The sequence below is a fragment of the Sphingobium sp. genome (assembly GCF_032153725.1).
In the GTDB taxonomy this organism is placed as follows: Bacteria; Pseudomonadota; Alphaproteobacteria; order Sphingomonadales; family Sphingomonadaceae; genus Sphingobium.
This window is the reverse complement of record NZ_JALDYQ010000012.1, coordinates 24,235-42,505: the sequence shown is the minus strand read 5'-3', so window position 1 is coordinate 42,505 and position 18,271 is coordinate 24,235. Positions and strand designations below refer to the sequence as shown.

The window sequence follows — 18,271 nt, the reverse complement described above, 5'->3', positions numbered from 1 at the left end:
AGCGGTATTACGAAAGAATGTCTTTTGAGATTCGGGACACCAAGCGGCGTGCGGACCATCCCGTTATGCCAGAAATATGGGGAGAAAGCTGAATGCGGGACGGAAAACTGAGAATTGGTCTCATCCTGGATGGCGTCGGTGGTTCCAACTGGAGCTGGCGGCGGCCCCATATCAATCCCCGCGCCAGCGTCGATATTCAGAATTATATCCGCGAAGCCAAGCGGGCAGAGGAAGCGAAGGCCGACTTCATCTTCATCGCCGACACCATCCACATCACGCCCGAATCCTCGCCCCATTTCCTTAACCGGCTGGAGCCGCTGACGCTGCTCGGCGCCGTCGCCGCGCATACATCCCGTATCGGCCTCGTTGCGACGATCACCACCTCCTATATGGAGCCGTTTCCGGTCGCCCGGCAGCTCGCATCGCTCGACCTTATCAGCGACGGCAGGGCCGGTTGGAACATCGTCACCTCTGGCCTCGAAGGCGCGGCGCGCAATCACAGCCATGAAAAGATGATGAACATAGAGGATCGCTATCGCAAGGCGACCGAACATGTAGAAGTGGTCAAGGGCCTCTGGGATTCGTGGGAAGACGATGCGTTCATCCGGGACAAGGTAAGCGGTGTTTTCTTCGACCGCTCCAAGCTTCATGCGCTCAATCACAAGGGCGAATTCTTCCTTGTCGATGGCCCCTTGAACATCGCCCGGTCGCGCCAGGGCCATCCCGTGCTGTTCCAGGCCGGGGCATCCGGTGGCGGGCGCGATCTGGCAGCGATGACCGGGGACGCGATCTTTGGTATTCCCAAGACGATTGAGGCCGCCAAGGAATATTATGATGATGTGCGGCAACGGGCGGCGGCCTATGGCCGGGATCCGGACAAGATCGTATTCATGGCCGCCATGGACGCGATCGTCGCCGAAACCGACGAGGAAGCGGAACGGAAATATCAGGAAGCATGCGAATTTGTGAGCTATGAAGAAGCTGTCAAATGGCTGGGCTTCTTCTTCAGTTCGTACGACTTCACTCAATATGATCCGGACGCGCCATTCCCGGACATTGGCGATGTCGGCAACCATTCCTACAGCAGCCTGAGCGACTATATCAAACGCATCGCCAGGGAAGAAAAGCTCACCCTGCGCCAGACCGCAAAGCGGTTCGCCATCCCCCGCACCGATTTCATCGGCAGCGCCGAGAAGGTCGCGGACGCGTGCGAGCGCTGGTTCCGGCAGGGTGCGGTCGCGGGCTTCATGGTGGGCAGTTCCGTGGGTAAGGTCGATGACTTCCTCGACATGGTGCTGCCGATCCTGCGGAAACGCGGACTATTCCGGGAAGACTATGAATATGAAACTTTCCGGGAGAATCTCGGCGTCAGCGCCGCCCTCAATCGCTACACGCTGGCGCGCGGGGCATAGCCCCTCCTCCGAATATCGCAGTCGACAGGAAGGTTTGAGATGAAGATTATCCGGCCCGATGACGTGGAGCCTACCGTCAATCCCAATGCGATGGAACATAAGGATGGAAGCCAGGTTCACCGCAGGATTCTCTCCTATCCCGATGGCGGCCCGTCCACCATCGATGTGGGATATAACCAGTCGAGCCGCGAGCTCGATATCGCCATCCCATACGCCTATAACAAGCATGAATATTGCTACAATATTCGCGGTTCCGTCCGTGCCGTCAACGATGGAGAAACGGTGGAAGCGGGCACGGGCATGTTCATGTGGCGGCCCGCCGGTGCGGCGACGTACCGCGTTTCGACAGCAGACAATTATAGCTCCATCTGCGCCTTCGGACCTGCCCGCACGGACGGGTGGAGCCATCGCCTTCCGCCCGAAGAGGTCGGAAAGTGGGACGGGGATCCGGCGGGAAAACCGCAACCGCAGTTCCGTTCCCTTGAGGATGTGGCGTCCAGCCCCTTTGCCGGCGCGCGCGCTTCCGGCACAATAATCCACCGGAAAATGTTCGATACACCACATATGGAGGTCAGCCACACGATCATGGAGGAAAGCGCCTCGCTCGAGATTGCAGCCCATGACCGCGAAGACGTGTATTGGCTTGAATCGGGCGCGGCATCCGTCACTTCGGGAGACATCAACCTCATGATGAACGCTGGCGAATTTCTTCATGTCAGGCCGGGCGAGAGCATCGAGGCATTGGCGGTTCGGGGCAGGAGCGTCCTGCTCCGCTGGTCTGCCCCGGCAGCAGCCTGACCTACAATAATTGCGTCGGCAGTTCCGTCGTATATTTAATCTGCTCCATCGCGAACGAGGAGCTGATGTCCGAAATGGACGGTATCTTTATGATGTTCTTGTAGATCCTGTCATAATCCTCAATGTCCTGCGCCACAACCTTGAGAAGATAGTCAACCTGGCCGCTTAAACGATAAAATTCAACCACCTCCGGCATTGATGAGCAATGCTCGGCGAAACGTTCCAGCCATTTCGAATCATGCTGGCCGCATCGGATGGCGACATACACAGTGACCCCCAGACCGATCTTATGCCGGTCGACGAGAGCCACACGGCGCAGAATGACTCCGGCATCCTGCATCCGGCGGACGCGAGTCCAGCAGGGCGTCGCGGAAAGGCCAACGCGCTCGGCAAGTTCGGATATTGAAATTGATGCGTCCTGCTGCAATTCCTTCAGTATCCGCCTGTCATGCGCGTCCAGAACAAAATTCTTCTCTTTAGCCATATATTGGAAACTCATTCTATAATATTAGGAAATAAAAGAAGTTTAGGTAATAAATTCGCGGAAACCTCAGCTATATGCTCCCCATTCAATGGGGAAGCCAAAAATGTTTCGGAAAATCTTTCTCGATCATCCAGCGTCGGTCTATGAGAGCTATTTCGATCATATGCGCAGCACGTTTGGTTTCAGTTGGACATTGGCATCCGCCGCGCTGGCCTGCTTCATTCATGGGTTACTTCCATTTCTTCATCAACAAACGGCAAGCAACAGGGTAAAGCGCCTGCACGATCGCATCGTCGTCCACCGCAAAAACCCGCGATGACCGCTCGCACCGACTTGGGCGCAGGCATTACCTTAACGCTGGCGCTCGCATCGCTCGCCACTGGCGGCCAGCGCCACGCCGGTGCTGCCGCCAGTCTTGATTGCACCTGTCCTCGGCATGGCGCTGCGATCACGCCTCAATTTACGGATCATCGCCACCGCCGGGTCGATTTCGCAACACGCTCTGCGCGGCGGTGTGGCGTTGCTGGGGCTAACGCTGCCGTTCGGTGGCTTGGTCGCCCTTGGGCCAGCGCCGCTGTTGTTGGGCATCGGCGCGATGCTTACCAGCCTGATCGCAGGATTCTGGATCGCACGGGCAGCAGGCCTGTCGTGTGAGGAAGCTCTGCTCAGTTCCGGCGCGGTCGGCATCTGCGGCGCATCGGCCGCCGCAGCGATCGGTTCGATCCTGCCGGCAGGCGCCGAACGGGAACGGCAGGTAAGCGTGATCATCGCCGGCGTGACGCCGTTCGGATCGGCGGCAATGCTGGTTCTTCCTCTCCTGATCCATCTCCTCGGCTTCGGCGATAGAATTGCGGGCCTGTTCCTGGGCGCCACCATCCATGACATGGCGCAGGTCGTGGCCGCTGGAGCCACTATATCCAGCGCCGCCACCAGGGTGGCCGTCCTTACAAAGATGATCCGCGTCGCTATGCTGCCGGTAGTGCTCATCGGTATGACGCTTTTCCTGCGCCTTACCTCCGCACGGCGAAGGGAGGCCGTAAAAGAAGGCGCAGCGACAGCCCTTCCCGGCTTCATCCTGCTCTTCCTGTTGTTTTCCGCGGCATCGTCCGTCATGGAAATTCCGCCACGATTGAGCAACGGGGCCATTCAGATCTCGTCCTTTCTTTTCCTAATGGCGATGGCTGGCGTGGGCGTGAGGTCCGACTTTCGTCAATGCTTCCGCAGCGCAGGCCGCTGTTACATGGCGATAGCCCTGCAAAGCGGACTGATTGCCCTATTCGCGCTGGTCGTGATCTACACCCATTTGGTGTAGGCGGGGTCCCACATCGTCCGGGCAGGGCTTGGCATATTTTCAGAACTAGCCCGCCGCCTCCCCCGCAGCAGGATCACAGCCGATATTTTTGCGATCCTAGAACAGTATTTATCTTAGAATCTGGTCGCCCCATCCACCCGATGGTCCATAAGCTATCGAAACTATGCATGAATTATAGAGGCGCGACGTTCGCCGCAAAACAGTGCCCCAATGTCCTGAAGATTCCATATCACCACAATCGGTATTTTTCCAAATTTTTCTCGTCGATAAGCGGCCTTTCGAGGAACATTTTTATCGATTGACACATTTGTTGGAACGTGTGAGGTTCTGCGATCTCATGAAATCAGACCTTGGACGTACCAGAAGAAAATCGGAGTCCAGCCAGAGATTTTGACGGGGCATCAGGTCATTTAAAAAGACGCTGTTGCAAGAGAACTTCGCAAATAACCTAATAAATACAGTGACATTTTAGTCCAGTAGTCGATGAGGTGGACGATTCCATAGCGAAGGGGGCATTTAGATGAAATTTGTTATAGAGCTTTCTGCGATCATGATTTCCACAACCCTGTCTGGCACCATGGCAATGGCCCAGGAAGCGCCGGCAAGCGATACTTTGGCTATCAAGGACATCGTGGTCACGGCCCAGCGCAAATCGGAAAACCTTCAGAAGGTTCCCATTTCAGTGCTCGCCGTTTCGGAAGAGCAGCTAGTGCAATCGGGCGTCGTATCGACTGCTGACCTGCCCCTGATCACGCCGGGCCTTGTCTATACGCGCGGTGTCGGCTTCGGCTATCCCTATCTGCGCGGTATCGGTTCCTCCGGCAACGGTCCCGGCCAGGAAAACTCGGTCGCGGTCTATGTAGACGGCGTCTACATCGCGACGAAGTTGTCGGGCGTAACCGACCTTACTAACATCGAGCGCGTTGAAGTGCTGAAAGGTCCACAGGGTACGCTGTTCGGCCGCAACGCAACGGGCGGCCTGATCCAGGTCATCACCAAGGATCCGCCCAAGCAGGCCAGCATGATGGTTCGCCTTGGCTATGACAATTACGACACCGTGACGGCCGCGGGCTATGTCGGCGTGCCGCTTTCGGACAATGTCGGCATGGACATCGCGATCAATTATCAGAACCAGGGCGAAGGCTGGGGCACCAATCTGACCACGGGTGAGGATGTCAATCTAGAGGACAAATTCTCTGCTCGATCGAAGATAGTGGCGCGACTCGGTGAGCTTACCAAGGTGACGCTGAGCGGCGATTATTCCTTCCGCGACAGCTCCATTGGCACCACCTATCGCTATCTTGACGGGGCGGTCGGAGTGGGAGGCTATGTGTTTCCCGCCAGCGGCGGAGACTATGACAATACCAGCGCCTATGACGTAGGTCTCAAGGGCAGGGCCAGCGGCTTGTCGCTGACGATTGACCATGACGCCGGTTTCGCCAATCTGATGAGCATCAGCGCTTGGCGGAAGAGCAAATATTTTTTGCTTGCGGACAATAACCTCGACGGCCAGCCAAGCGCAGCCGGCTCCGCCGACAACCGCGAGCAGCAGTTCAGTCAGGAATTTCAGATCTCCAGCCCATCGGGTCGCAGCCTTCAGTGGACCTTCGGTCTCTATGGCTTCTGGTATAAGGGCAATCAGAATCTGGCCCTGATCGGCAACAGCCGACCGCTCCAATTTCAGGTCAACGGCATACAGAAGGCGCAATCCTACGCCGTTTATGGACAGGCGACCCAGGAATTGTGGGAAGGCGGTCGCCTGACCGCCGGCCTGCGCCATACATGGGAACGCCGTACTCTGGAGGGCCGCTTCTCTTTCGCCCCGCCGATCACCAGGCAAATGGCCAGGTTCAACAAGCTGAGCTGGCGGCTGGCGCTGGATCAGGACATCGGGCCGGACGCGTTGGTTTATGCAAGCTATAATCGCGGCTTCAAGAGCGGCGCGTTCAACGCGGGATTTCTGCAATTGGTCCCCGTCAAGCCAGAGGTGCTCGATGCCTTTGAAGCGGGCATCAAATCCAGCCTGTTAGACCGGCGCCTTCGCCTGAACCTCGCCGCATATTATTACGACTTCAAGGACATTCAGCTGCAACAGTTCGTCAATGGTGTCGGCGGGCTACGCAATGCGGCCAAGGCCGAAATCTATGGTCTCGATGCCGATGCGGAACTGGTGGTAACAGATGGTCTTACCCTTTCGGGCAATCTTGCCTGGGCCAAAGGCACGTTCAAATCCTTTCCTGGCGCCAATATTGCGACGCCGAGAATCGATGTGAACGGCGTGCCGACCGGCGGAAACCAGATCGTGGTCGGCGACGTTTCGGGCAACGAAATTCCCAGGCTCCCTCGCATCACGGCGACAGCAGGTTTGAACTATATCGTACCGGTTCGCGGCGAAAAGCAATTGGAGTTCAATATCACCTACAGCTATAATGACGGCTATTACCCGGAACCGGACAATTATCTGCGCCAGAGTTCCTACTCGCTCATCAATGCGCGGGCCGACTTCCACTTCAACGAGAATCTTAAGCTTGGCGTGTGGGTTCGCAACCTGACAGACCAGCTCTACACGACCGCGCTCACGGCCCAGGCTGGAGGGGACAGTTACGCCCCCGCCGAGCCCAGGGTATATGGCATGACGCTGGAAACTAAATTCTGACAAACTCATTCCCGGAGGCAAACCCTCCGGGCAAATCATATCATCAGGTGTTTCCAGGAATGAAGCAGGTTCGTACGGGCATAAATTCTTCCATCGGCAAAACGGCCAGTTTCGTACTGGTCCTCTCCATTCTCAACACCATCAATTATATGGACCGGGCGCTGATGGCCATTTTGGCGCAACCGGTGAAAAAAGATCTCCAACTGACAGATGTCGAAATCGGATTGTTGAGCGGTTTTGCTTTCGCGCTTGTCTATTCGCTGCTCGCGCTCCCGCTTTCCCGGTTCATCGACAGGGGAAATCACAAGATCGTCATCGCCGTGTCCACCGGCGTCTGGTCGATCATGACCACGCTTGGCGGCTTTGCCCATAATTTCTGGACACTGGTCATCATGCGCGTCGGCGTGGCCATCGGTGAGGCCGGACTGCACCCGGCTAGCCATTCCCTAATAAGTCTGCGTCTTCCGCCATCAAGCCGTGGGCGCGCGCTTGCGGTTTTCGCCGTGGGCCTCCCCATCGGTGTCGCCTTGGGATCGATTTTCGGGGGATGGCTGACCGATAGTCATGGCTGGCGTGCCGCCTTTCTCGTCCTCGGGCCGGTCGGTCTGCTGATGCTTCCACTTATTTTGCTCTTCGTGCCCTCCACGAAATCTAACCTTGGCGTTCAGGGCGAAGGGCCGGCGCACAGCAACGCCGCAGACTTGCTGCCGGCTATCAGGACGTTATGGAAAGACCCGGTCTTCCGGTATCTTTTCATCGGTCAGGCGATCGTCTCAATGTTCGGCTTTGCGCTCACCACCTTTGTCGGCGCTTTCTTCATGCGCGTGCACGGCTGGACGGCATTGGAGGCGGGTTCCTTCATCGCGATCGCCAATGGCTTTGGCGGATCCGTCGGCTTGCTCGCGGGTGGCGCGATATTCGATCTCGGTATGAAGAAATGGCCCGCGCACGCCCTGTTTCCAGTGGCCGTGGCGCTGTTCATATCGGGCATATGCGCATCGCTAGGCTGGCTCTCCCCTTATGCACAAGTAAGCGCCGCATGCGGCGGCGTCGCAGCCTTCTTCTATCTTGTCGCGACCGTACCAACGGTCGCCATGGCGCAGACAATCGCTGCCCCCAATATGCGTGCCACCGCTTCCGCATTGATTACGCTGAGCGCCAGCCTGCTCGGCGCGACGGCGGGGCCGCTGCTGGCCGGGGCGATAAGCGATCTATTGACTCCCGGCTTTGGGCCACGAGCCATTGCCTGGGCCCTGTCGATCGTATCGGCAATGCAAATTGTAGGCGCCTTTTTCTATTGGCAGGCCAATCGCGAATATGCCGCGAGGCTGAAACAGCCGGAAATGCCTGGTCAGGTTACAGCGTAATATTCTTAACTCAAATCGGGGAAACCCCTCATGACCGAAGATCTGCGTTCGATACTTGCCCGCCCTTTCAGTATCAAGTTCAACGACGAACTGATGACGGGTGAGATCGTCGATGCCCTGGAACTGAAAGCTGCGACCCGGGCCCTGCGCCTGTTGCGCGAAGCGATCGGCTGGGAACGGATGTTCGAGATATTGCGGCCAATGATCGAGGAATCGGAAGAACGCTGGGCAGATCTTCTAAAACAGGCGGATGGCCGCTTTTCCGCACCGCCCAGTTATTTCGAGGTCAGTGGCCTCAGCGTTGACTATTTCCTGCCATGGGTGATGCGAAAGATCGAACTGGACGAATTCAACTGGTACATGCACCCTGAACATTTTGTCTGGTCGACGATCGACAAGGATTTCGGGCAATACAAGGCTGGGGACAAGTTAGTCGTAGAGCCATGGGGTTCCATCATGCACCATGGAGCGTTGAACGTCGTCCCGCCGGAAAGCATCGATACTCATGAAGCAATGGACGACAACTATCCGGTCAAATTTGCCGGGGTCAGTTATTTCCCCGATGGCTCCTTGAAAAAGACGGTCTTCTATCAATGGAAACCCACGGAGACGGGCTTCGTCATGAAGTGCGCAGGCGCCAGTCCCGCGGTTCTTCCCCATGATGTACGAGAGGGGCTAAAAGAACATCTTAAATTGGAGTGGTGCAAGGCCCTGCAACTTGCGCGGAGAGAGGCCGAGAACGAGCGATAGTACCGTTAGGCGAGAGGCAACCAGTATGACCACAAGAAGCGGCTGCAAAAACTGAAATCTCAAAATATTGAAGCACCGATCCTCAGGTCGTACAAAAAAGCTGCGTGTTGCACCGCAGGCATACTAATTTGTGGCACTTTTACTGCATCATCAGGAAGAGCATGCCTTGACTGGCGGGTCATGATATGCCTTCTGAGATCATGATAAAAACAGCAAAGATCAAGCGCCCCCCGGGCCGCGCACCCATACCGGCTCCCGATATTCAGGCCCTGTCATTTGATGGCAAGGAGCCTATCGAACGGCAGGTCTATATGACGCTCAGACGCGCACTGATTTCGGGAGCCATCCTTCCTGGATCCCGGATCAGCAGCCGGTCCATTGCCTCCTCCCTCGGCATTAGCACCATGCCGGTAAGGGAAGCATTGAAACGTCTGGAGTCTGACGGTGCGCTCAAAAGTTCCATGAAAAGCGCATTCATCGTTCCTTACCCGACCCCGAAAGAATTTGAAGAAATCCTGCAGATACGTCTGCAACTGGAAGTCATGCTGGCACGAGAAGCCGTCCCCCGGATTTCAGAGGCTCAAATAGATAAAGTCGAATGGCTGCAGGACCGAATGGCGCAATCCAAAAGCTGGCGGCAGGTTCTGAACTACAATCAGCAGATGCACTTTACGATCTATGACGCTGCGGACATGCCCTATGCACTCGCAATAGTAGAAAACATTTGGGTACGAAGCGGCCCAATCCTCCAGATAATGTATGACAGCCAGGGCAGCGTCTCCTCCTTCGAACACCATTATGAGATCATAGAAGGTTTGCGCAAAAGGGATCCGGACATGGTTGAGAAAGCTGTCGTGCTTGATCTTGCCGAAGCCGCTGAAGTCATTAGAGCCAAGTTGCCGGAAGAAGGCAAGGCGGGGTAGAGGGTCGGCGACGTCATAAAGGGGGCATCCTCGCGCGCCCTATCCCGCTGTCCCTGCCTACGTGTTGTATTTCGGGAGGTTGGCGGGAAGGAGCTGGTGTAGAACGAGGCATGGCCTGGTTGAGGAGTCGCCGTTCATGCTGATCAAGCTGCACCGCAATGCGGTTACCACACCCCGCCAACGGGCTTACATTCTCAAATGATAGTGGCCCCGCCGTCGATAGCCAGAGTCTGGCCAGTAATATGCCCGCCGGCATCGGACACCATCAGCAAAGCCGCGCCCTTCAGATCGTCTGGTCCGCCAAACTTCTTCATGGGGATAAGGTCGAGCAGCCTTTCCCCGGATGTCTCCATCAATCCTGCTGTCATCTTGGACGAGAAATGCCCTGGCGCGAGCGCATTTACCCGGACGCCCCGGTCAGCCCATTCGGCAGCCAGAGCACGCGTAAGATTGATCACGCCGCCCTTGCTGGCATTATAAGCAGCGGTTCCAGGTAAATCCGGATGATGAGCCGCCAACCCTTCAATCGAAGCGATATTCAGGATCGCCCCTTTCCGCCGCGGCAGCATGTCTTCTCTCGCCGCTCGCCGGGTGAGACGGAACAGCGCGGTGAGGTTGAGATTGATAACCTTGTCCCATGCATCCATCGGATGGTCTTCCGCCGGGGTTCCCCAGGTGGCGCCGGCATTGTTGACAAGTATATCGATCGGCCCAAGCCTGTCATGCGTGGCTGAACATATCAGATCGGCTGCGGCGGGATCGTTGCCCAGGTCAGCGGCAACCGTTTCCGCGCGGATACCTCTGTCCGCCAGCATCTGGGCGGCCCCGTCCAGATCCTTCTGCTTGCGTGACACCAACATGAGTTTTGCGCCGAATTCGCCCAGCGCCTCCGCGATCTGCAGCCCCAGGCCTCGCGATCCGCCGGTAATCACCACGACCCGGCCATGAAGATCGAACAACTCCGTCAGCCTAGTCATTCGCCCTGCTTCCCATAATAGTCGCGATAGCGCGCGCGCAGCGGCTTCTTGTCGATCTTTCCGGTCGCGCCGAGCGGAATATCGTCAACGAAAAGTATCGCATCGGGCACCGCCCAGCGCGCAAGCCTGTTCGACAGCAGCTCACGGATCTCTTCTTCGGTGACATCGGAGTTTACGCTTCGCTTTAGCAACAGCAGCGGCCGCTCATTCCATTTCGGATGCAGCACCCCTATGGCTGCGGCGAGTTCGACCCCCGGATGGTTCATCGCATTGATCTCGATGTCCACCGAACTGATCCATTCCCCTCCAGACTTGATGACATCCTTCGCCCGGTCGGTGATGCGCATATAGCCGTGCGCGTCGATCGTTCCGACGTCGCCCGTGTCGAAGAAGCCGTCAGCATCGAGCGCTGGTGCATCCGATCGGTAATAACGCCCAACAACCGAATGTCCGCGAATCTGGATGGCACCGACGCTCTTGCCGTCACGCGGCAGTTCCTTGCCCTGTTCATCGACGATGCGGAGATCCACGCCAATCATCGAACGCCCCTGGGCCAGGCGATAAGGGATCTGTTCATCATGAGACAGCGCCTGGACCTCCGGCGTTGGCCTGCCGGATGTCCCTACCGGAGAGAGTTCCGTCATACCCCAGACGTGCTGCACCTCAACGCAATATTGATCGAATGCGCGAATGATCGCTTCCGAACATGCGGCGCCGCCAACAAACACGCGTTTCAGCTTGCCCGGCCGCTTGCCCGTATCCTTGAGATAGGCGAGGAGCGAGAGCCACACAGTCGGCACTCCGGCCGTAACCGTCACGCCCTCCCGCTCAATGAGATCGTGCAGAGAGGCTCCGTCAAGCCGCGAACCCGGAAGGACCAGCTTGGCCCCGACGGCCGCAGCCGCGAAGATCAGGCCCCAGCCGTTCGCGTGGAACATAGGAACAACAGGCATGACGATATCGCCTGCCCCCAGGTTGAACGAGTCCGGCTGAAGGATCATCATCGTGTGGAGATAGTTGGATCGATGGGTATAGAGGACGCCCTTGGGCGCGCCGGTGGTGCCCGATGTATAGCACAGGCCCGACCCGCTATTCTCGTCGAACCGGCCCCATGGATAATCCTCGCCATGACCGTTCAGAAACCGTTCCCAGCCTCCTCCGCCATCGCCATCCAGTACCACAACCCGCTCGATCACCGGACATTGGGACCGCAACCTGTCAACAAGCGGAAGAAACTGGCGGTCGATGAATATCAGCCGGTCGGCGGCATGGTTGATGATGTAGCTCAGTTGCTCATCCGAGAACCGGGGGTTGAGGGTATGACAGATCGCACCCATGCCCATGATGCCGAACCAGGCGGCCACATGCCGCACGCCATTCATGGCAAGCGTGCCTATGCGATCACCCGGCATGATCCCGTGCGCGGCAAGAGCATGGCTGAGGCGGGACGCATCCCTGCGGACGCCTTCCCAACTCATGTGGGTGATAGCACCCTCATGATTCCGCGAGGCTATTGGAACATCCGCATGCCACCGGGCCGCATGGTCGATAAACCTGTCCACGGTCAGCGGCCATGATTGCATCACCCCGACCGGGGGATATGCCTCAACCTCCAGCATTGATCCTCTCCGTTATTTTTGTCAGGTTCTCGCAAGCGAGCGTTCCAGCATGTTGTATTCGTGCTCTGACTGCAACGCGCCGGTTTGCGGAACCTGCTCGCCCGTCCGATCCATGATCCGATCGATATTCTCAAGCACCCGCTCCGGCGCGGCATGGCCGGTTCCGGCGAAATAACCTTCGGTCAACGTGACATAGGCAGACTCGAACGAACCGGCCCCTGCGCACATGATCATACGGCTCGGCGCGTCTTCGCTCACCAGCGCGAGAACACCTGGAGAGACGACATCCGGCGTTAGCATCTCCATCACTTCCTGCGAGAAAATATCCTCGGTCATGCGGGTCGCCGCTGACGGGGCTACACAGTTGACACGGATATCATATTTCTGCCCTTCAAGATGCAGCGTGTTCATCAGACCTACAACCGCCATCTTGGCCGCTCCATAGGCCGATTGTCCAAAATTGCCGTAGAGGCCGGACGATGAGGTCGTCATGACAATGCGCCCGTAATTCTGGTTACGCATCTGCTCCCAGACGGCCTTGGTGCAATGCACCGAGCCCCAGAAATGGACATCGACGACCGCCCGGAAGTCTTCGAGCGTCATGTTGGCAAAGGTGCGGTCCCGCAGGATGCCGGCATTGTTGATCAGAATGTCGACCCGCCCCCAGGCTGCCATCGCTTCGGCCACCATCTCTTCGACTTGGGCGTAATCGGTCACGCTGGCGGCATTGGCGATCGCCTCGCCTCCCTTGGCGCGAATTTCTTCCACAACAGCGGCCGCAGCCGCAATCGAGTGGCCATCGCCCGTGCGCGCCCCGCCCAGGTCATTGACGACGACTTTTGCGCCTCGCTCCGCCAGCAACAGAGCATGGGCGCGGCCCAAGCCGCCCCCTGCCCCTGTGACGATGGCAACCCGGTTTTTGAAATCCATTGTCATTCCATTATCCTTCAGCATCTTTCCCAAATGACGGAGATGCCTTGCCCTCCGCCTATACACATGGTGGCAAGCCCAAGCCTGCCGCCGGTCCGTTGCAGTTCGTGCACAAGCTTGGTCGTGATGATGACGCCCGTCGCGCCCACAGGATGTCCCAATGAAATGCCGCTGCCATTGGGATTGACCCTGGCAGGATCGAAGCCAAGCTCCCTGCTGACGGCGATTGCCTGGGCAGCGAAGGCTTCGTTGGCCTCGATGACGTCAAGCTCATCGATCGACACCGCAGCCTTCGCGACCGCCGATTTGGTCGAGGGAACGGGCCCTATTCCCATATAAGCCGGATCGACGCCCGCATGACCATAGCTCACAAGGCGCGCAAGGGGCTTCAATCCGTGTGTTGTGACCGCAGCGGCACTGGCAAGGACAACTGCGGCGGCACCGTCATTGATGCCCGACGCATTGCCTGCCGTTACGGTGCCGTCCTCGGTCTTGAAGATGGGTTTCAGGCGTGCGAGATCTTCCAGCGTTGTCTCCCCCCGGATATGCTCGTCGGTGACGAACTGCTCGATTCCGCGCCGCCCCCTTACCTCAACAGGAACGATCTGTTCTCTGAAGTGGCCCGCCGTCAGGGCCAGGGCTGCGCGGCGCTGGCTCTCGTGAGCCAATGCGTCCTGATCTTCGCGGGAAATCTTGTGGCGGGCGGCGAGGTTTTCCGCAGTGACGCCCATCGGCATGCGGCCAAAGGGATCGCGCAGACTGCCCTCCAGAGTATCGACCAGCGTGGAATTACCCATTTTGCGGCCCCAGCGCATATCGGGGGCGTGGAAGGGAGCGCGGCTCATCACTTCCGCCCCGCCAGCCACGGCAATGTCGCAATCACCCAGCAGGATTGACTGAGCGGCGGAGACGATTGCCTGCAGTCCCGACCCGCACAGACGGTTGACGGTCAAAGCCGGTATTTGATGCGGCAGCCCGCCGTTTACGCCCGCAACGCGTGCCAGATAATTGTCTTCCGGTGCCGTCTGGATGACCTGGCCGAACACCACATGGCCGATGCTGTCCGGAGCAACGTCGGCCCTCCCGACAGCCTCCCTGACCACCAGTGCGCCAAGCTCGCACGGGGTCGCGCCGCGGAGCGATCCGCCGAACGTGCCGATGGCCGTCCTGACGGCGGAAACCATAAAAACTTCGTTCATATCTTTTCCTTCAATATTCATCTGCCGCAGCGGTCAGCGCAACCGCGCAGACGCCTCGCAACGGTGCGAGCCAGGCTTCGATCAGCGGGAGTTCAGTTATGAAGAAAAGCGCGCATGCGCGCCTCTTGCCCCGGAGATAGGCGCTGTCCTGTCCACCACCGGCCAGAAGCTGATCCAGCAGCAGCCAGGCGACGACAACATGGCCCATCGCATCGAGAAACGGACTGGCGTTGAACAACATCCGCCTCCGCTCAAGCCCCCGTGCATCTTCGATTATTGCCTCGATCCGCGACCACGCCTCGAGCAGAAGCGGGGCAAGGGAAGCGATCTCCCCATAAGCCGCAGCCCGCGCGGCCGTCTCTGCGATCCGGGACTTGAGTGCAGTCAGCGCGACGCCGTTCCCGCGCAATAGCTTGCGGTCGAGCAGGTCAATCGCCTGTATGCCGTTCGTGCCCTCGTGAATAGGATTTAAGCGATTGTCCCGCCAGAGAAGCTCGACGTCGAAATCCCGCGTATAGCCATAGCCGCCATGAATCTGGATCGCGAGATCATTGGCCCTCAACGTCCAGACGGAACTCCAACTCTTCACGATGGGGGTGAGCAGGCCAAGCAGGTGCTCTTCACCCTGGTCGGCGAGGCGCGCGGCATAGAGGGTGAGCGCCAGCGCGCCCTCTGTATAATATTTCTGCTGCGTCAGCATCCGCTGCACGTCTGGATGATCAATGATCGCTACATTGCCGGAATTCTGGCCGCCCTCAGCGCCTTTGCCTTGCACCCGGTCGCCCGCATAAGTGAGAGACTGGCGGAAGGCGCGGTAGCCAACCGCCGCCGCTCCCAGGCTGACACCAATGCGCGCCTCATTCATCATCTGGAACATCTGGCGCAACCCGTCGCCTTCCGCGCCGATACGCCAGCCAACCGCGCCGGCCGAGCCATGCGGTTCCACCGCGCCCTCTCCGAAATTCAAAGCGCAGTTGGGAATGCCGCGGTAGCCCAATTTGTGGTTGAGCCCGGCGACGATAACGTCATTTTCTGTTCCGTCCGGGAGAATACGAGGCACCACGAACAGGGAAATGCCCGCAGTCCCGGGCTTTACCACACCCTCCGGCCCGACAGCCTTTGCCAGTACCAGGTGAACAATATTCTCGCTGGCGTCCTGCTCGCCGCCGGAAATCCACATCTTGTGGCCGAACAGACGATAGCGGCAACCCAACGCATCCTCGCCTTCCGGTACGGCCTGGGTCGTGATGTCGGCCAGACTCGAACCCGCATTGGGTTCGGAAAGGCACATGGTGCCAAGCCAGCGCCCTTCAATTTCCGGCCGTGCGAAGAATTCCACCTGCTCCGGCATGCCGAACGCAGCCAGAACCCGAGCATTCGCCGCAGTCAGCATGATGTAGGCCGCAGTCGATAGATTGGCGGCACCAAACAAGAGATAGGAGGCCGAGCTCATCGTCTGCGACAACCCCATGCCGCCGATGGCGGGCGCAAAGCTGGCGCCGAACAACCCCAGCTCGGCATAGGATGCGATCGCTCGCTTTGACTCTTCCAGCACACGCACGCGGCCGTCGATCAGCTGTGGTTCCTGCGTGTCTCCCATCCGGTAATGCGGCGCGAACACGTCTCCCGCCAGACGCTCCGACAGATCGAGCACGGCGCTGCCGGTTTCCCGATCATCCTCACCCAGCCAATCGAAAACGAGGAAGTCTATCTCCCGCCTCAAGTCGGCAAGATAACTCATGCCCCGTCCCCCCGCGATCCATTGAGGGACGCCAAGCTCTCGCCCATTTCAGCAAGCCGCTCCAGCAGGGGCGCTGGCGCCCATGCCCAGCCATGACGGCCTGCTTCAAATTCGCGGATTCGGGCGAGGATGCTGGAAAGACCGAGCTGATCGACATGGAACATCGGGCCGCCACGCTCACGCGGGAAGCCATAGCCGTTCAGCCAGACCATATCGACATCGAGTGGACGCGCGGCGATTCCTTCCTCCACGATTTTCGCGCCTTCGTTCACCAGCGCCAAAATGCAGCGATCGACGATCTCCTCGTCGCCGATGGCACGCCGTTCAATGCCGGCTTCCCTGGAAAACTGCATGATGACCTCGTTCACATCCTGCGAGACCACGGCCTTGCCGCCACCGCGATAATCATAGAATCCCGCGCCGGTCTTCTGGCCAAGGCGGCCTTGCTCGGTGATGATGTCGGGTATGCGGGAATAGGGCCTGTCGGGGTGCTCGGTCATGCGGCGCTGACGGATCTTGTAGCCGATGTCCTGCCCCGCAAGGTCCATCACGCGGAGCGGTCCCATGGCCATGCCAAAGCGTTCCAGCGCGGCATCGACCTGTTCCGGGTAGGCGCCTTCCTCAAGGAGGAAATAGGCCTGGCGCAGCATCTCCTCAAACATGCGGTTTCCGATAAAGCCGTCGCATACGCCCGACACGACGGGAACCTTGCCCAGCTTTTTCGCGAAGCTCAGCGCGGTGGCGACGCAATCCGGGTGTGTCGCCCTGCCGCGTATCACCTCCAGAAGGCGCATGATGTGCGCAGGGCTAAAGAAATGAAGGCCGATAACGCGCTCAGGTTCGCGAACGGCGGTGGCGAGTTCGTCCAGATCAAGCGTCGAGGTGTTGCTGGCAATGATGCAGTCGGACTTGACCGTCGCCTCCAGTCTCGCAAGCACTTCCTTCTTGACCGCCATATCCTCGAACACCGCCTCGATAACGAGATCGGCTTCGGCGACCACTTCAAGACTTTCGCCGAACACCAGACGTGCCTTGCGGGAGGACGCTTCCTCCTGTTTCAGCCGCCCCTTCTCGACATCCCTGTCGATCAAGCCTTCGATGTGAGCTCGTGCGCGCTTACATGTCTTCGGGTCGTTGTCAGCAAGGGCCACTGAATATCCGGCATTGAGGGCTGCCAGGGCGATACCGGCGCCCATGGTGCCCGCGCCCACGATGCCGACCGTGCCGACCTCTCGGGGCGCTACGTCCTCCAGCCCCGGTATCCGCGCGACGGAACGCTCGGAGAAGAAGGCATAGCGCAGGGCTCGGGATTCGAGGGACAGCATCAATCGATCGAACAGATTGGCTTCGACCTTCAGGCCCTCCGCGATCGGCAGACGGACAGCCGTTTCCACACAAGTCGCGATGTCGCGGGCCGCACCGCTCCGCGACAATAGGCGCGCATGCGCATCGCAAATCCGCGCGATCTCTTCTCCGACAGCCCTCTCCCGCTTCGGACGAACCGGAACACCCGCGGAATGGAGGGCGTGGGCAGCCCGCTGAAGATCCTCCGCGCTGTCAACAACCCGGTCCACGAGGCCGATATCTCCTGCATCACGGCCGGAGATGAATTTCCCGCTCAACATCATGTCAAGGGCACGCCCGGCACCGATGAGGCGCGGCAACCGTTGCGTGCCGCCCCCGCCGGGGAGAAGGCCAAGCGTAATCTCCGGCAGGCCAAGCCGCGCATTGCTTACGCAGATACGCGCGTGGCAGGCCAGCGCCAGTTCCAGCCCGCCGCCCAGAGCTTCCCCCGTGATCAATGCGATGACAGGCTTGCTCGCGCCGTTCACCGTCTCATAGAGTCGGCGGGCCTCCGCCATGCGCTCAACCGGCAAGTCGAAGTCGGCGATGTCCGCACCGGCGCAAAAGCGCCCGGCGGCGCCCTCAATCGTGATAAACGCAACATCAGGGTCGGCGGAAGCCGCTATTACCGCATCAACCAATGCAGCGGCTGTCCCATTGGAGATGGAAAGCGCGTTTGCGGGCGGATTGGCGATGGCAAGACGGGCGACGCCCGCCTCAACAGACGCAAGGACGGTCATGGATAACTCCTGAGCGCGA

General features: G+C 58.8%; 15 protein-coding genes. 8 read left to right on the top strand and 7 right to left on the bottom strand.

The annotated features are described in order from the left end of the window. Window positions 1–92: 92 nt before the first annotated feature. Both RUH75_RS06160 and RUH75_RS06155 read left to right on the top strand, forming a co-directional pair. On the top strand, window positions 93–1,412 hold the full coding sequence (locus RUH75_RS06160) for an LLM class flavin-dependent oxidoreductase (protein ID WP_313803223.1): 1,320 nt from the start codon (window positions 93–95) through the stop codon (window positions 1,410–1,412). Window positions 1,413–1,451: 39 nt separating this feature from the next. Continuing rightward, the gene (locus RUH75_RS06155) at window positions 1,452–2,210 is read left to right on the top strand and encodes a hypothetical protein (protein WP_313803221.1); all 759 of its coding nucleotides are present in this window, start codon (window positions 1,452–1,454) and stop codon (window positions 2,208–2,210) included. A 1-nt stretch (window position 2,211) separates the two neighbouring features. On the opposite strand, the gene RUH75_RS06150 is transcribed toward RUH75_RS06155, so the two are convergent. Then, a complete protein-coding gene (locus RUH75_RS06150; protein WP_313803219.1) occupies window positions 2,212–2,694 on the bottom strand; it encodes an Lrp/AsnC family transcriptional regulator in 483 nt (160 codons plus the stop codon). Window positions 2,695–2,797: 103 nt separating this feature from the next. On the opposite strand from RUH75_RS06150, the gene RUH75_RS06145 reads away from it, so the two are divergent. The 6 genes from RUH75_RS06145 to RUH75_RS06120 all read left to right on the top strand — a co-directional run bounded on the left by RUH75_RS06145 (window position 2,798) and on the right by RUH75_RS06120 (window position 9,702). After that, window positions 2,798–3,013: a DUF6356 family protein gene (locus RUH75_RS06145; RefSeq protein ID WP_313803217.1), complete on the top strand. Its 216-nt coding sequence runs from the start codon at window positions 2,798–2,800 to the stop codon at window positions 3,011–3,013. An 81-nt stretch (window positions 3,014–3,094) separates the two neighbouring features. Further along, window positions 3,095–4,006 carry a YeiH family protein gene (locus RUH75_RS06140; protein ID WP_313803215.1) on the top strand — a complete coding sequence of 304 codons (912 nt, stop codon included), beginning with the start codon at window positions 3,095–3,097 and terminating at the stop codon, window positions 4,004–4,006. 550 nt (window positions 4,007–4,556) lie between these two features. Further along, window positions 4,557–6,662 (top strand): TonB-dependent receptor, encoded by a 2,106-nt coding sequence (locus RUH75_RS06135; RefSeq protein WP_313803213.1) that lies wholly within the window; start codon window positions 4,557–4,559, stop codon window positions 6,660–6,662. Window positions 6,663–6,721: 59 nt separating this feature from the next. Further along, the gene (locus RUH75_RS06130; protein ID WP_313803211.1) at window positions 6,722–8,029 is read left to right on the top strand and encodes an MFS transporter; all 1,308 of its coding nucleotides are present in this window, start codon (window positions 6,722–6,724) and stop codon (window positions 8,027–8,029) included. Between the two features lie 30 nt (window positions 8,030–8,059). After that, the gene (locus RUH75_RS06125) at window positions 8,060–8,779 is read left to right on the top strand and encodes a hypothetical protein (protein WP_313803210.1); all 720 of its coding nucleotides are present in this window, start codon (window positions 8,060–8,062) and stop codon (window positions 8,777–8,779) included. Window positions 8,780–8,964: 185 nt separating this feature from the next. Then, window positions 8,965–9,702, top strand: coding sequence for a GntR family transcriptional regulator (locus tag RUH75_RS06120; protein WP_313803208.1), 738 nt, complete (start codon window positions 8,965–8,967; stop codon window positions 9,700–9,702). Between the two features lie 194 nt (window positions 9,703–9,896). Here RUH75_RS06120 and RUH75_RS06115 read toward each other — a convergent pair whose 3' ends face one another. The 6 genes from RUH75_RS06115 to RUH75_RS06090 are packed head-to-tail and all read right to left on the bottom strand — an operon-like array spanning window position 9,897 to window position 18,252. Continuing rightward, the gene (locus RUH75_RS06115) at window positions 9,897–10,661 is read right to left on the bottom strand and encodes an SDR family oxidoreductase (RefSeq protein WP_313803206.1); all 765 of its coding nucleotides are present in this window, start codon (window positions 10,659–10,661) and stop codon (window positions 9,897–9,899) included. A gap of 14 nt (window positions 10,662–10,675) precedes the next feature. After that, window positions 10,676–12,262 carry a long-chain fatty acid--CoA ligase gene (locus tag RUH75_RS06110; protein ID WP_313803204.1) on the bottom strand — a complete coding sequence of 529 codons (1,587 nt, stop codon included), beginning with the start codon at window positions 12,260–12,262 and terminating at the stop codon, window positions 10,676–10,678. 57 nt (window positions 12,263–12,319) lie between these two features. Further along, window positions 12,320–13,234 (bottom strand): SDR family NAD(P)-dependent oxidoreductase, encoded by a 915-nt coding sequence (locus RUH75_RS06105; RefSeq protein ID WP_313803202.1) that lies wholly within the window; start codon window positions 13,232–13,234, stop codon window positions 12,320–12,322. Between the two features lie 11 nt (window positions 13,235–13,245). Next, window positions 13,246–14,427 (bottom strand): acetyl-CoA C-acyltransferase family protein, encoded by a 1,182-nt coding sequence (locus RUH75_RS06100; protein ID WP_313803200.1) that lies wholly within the window; start codon window positions 14,425–14,427, stop codon window positions 13,246–13,248. Between the two features lie 10 nt (window positions 14,428–14,437). Next, window positions 14,438–16,168 (bottom strand): acyl-CoA dehydrogenase, encoded by a 1,731-nt coding sequence (locus RUH75_RS06095; RefSeq protein ID WP_313803198.1) that lies wholly within the window; start codon window positions 16,166–16,168, stop codon window positions 14,438–14,440. After that, on the bottom strand, window positions 16,165–18,252 hold the full coding sequence (locus tag RUH75_RS06090; protein WP_313803196.1) for a 3-hydroxyacyl-CoA dehydrogenase NAD-binding domain-containing protein: 2,088 nt from the start codon (window positions 18,250–18,252) through the stop codon (window positions 16,165–16,167). The genes RUH75_RS06095 and RUH75_RS06090 overlap by 4 nt, the downstream gene beginning before the upstream one ends. Window positions 18,253–18,271: the final 19 nt, after the last annotated feature.